This is a genomic window from Pseudomonas sp. dw_358, from assembly GCF_018449655.1.
GTDB lineage: Bacteria > Pseudomonadota > Gammaproteobacteria > Pseudomonadales > Pseudomonadaceae > Aquipseudomonas.
The window spans coordinates 1-300 of record NZ_JAAVUX010000056.1 but is presented as its reverse complement, the minus strand read 5'-3'; the positions used below and the strand labels follow the sequence as shown (position 1 = coordinate 300).

The window sequence follows — 300 nt, the reverse complement described above, 5'->3', positions numbered from 1 at the left end:
GCCGCTGCGCAAACCGCAGTGACCGTGACCCTGTCCAATAACCAGACCATCACCATCGACGCCGGCAAGACCACCGGCACCGTCGATGTGACCACCGCCGCCAACGACGTCTACCTCGACGCCCACACCGTCAGCACCACCATCACGGCAGCCAGCGGCGGCAACTTCGAAAACCTGGTGCCCAGCACCACGGCAGCGGTGACTCAAGTCGCCGACTCCATCGACACCACCACCGTCAGCCTCGCCGCCACGCCGAGCGTCACCGAAGGCGGCGTGATCACCTACACCGCGACCCTGACC

At 66.3% G+C, this 300-nt stretch carries 1 protein-coding gene; it reads left to right on the top strand.

Annotated elements, in window-relative coordinates; genetic code table 11:
* Nucleotides 1–300 (top strand): immunoglobulin-like domain-containing protein (locus HB675_RS25715; protein WP_213881969.1); only part of this gene is annotated, 300 nt, incomplete at both ends.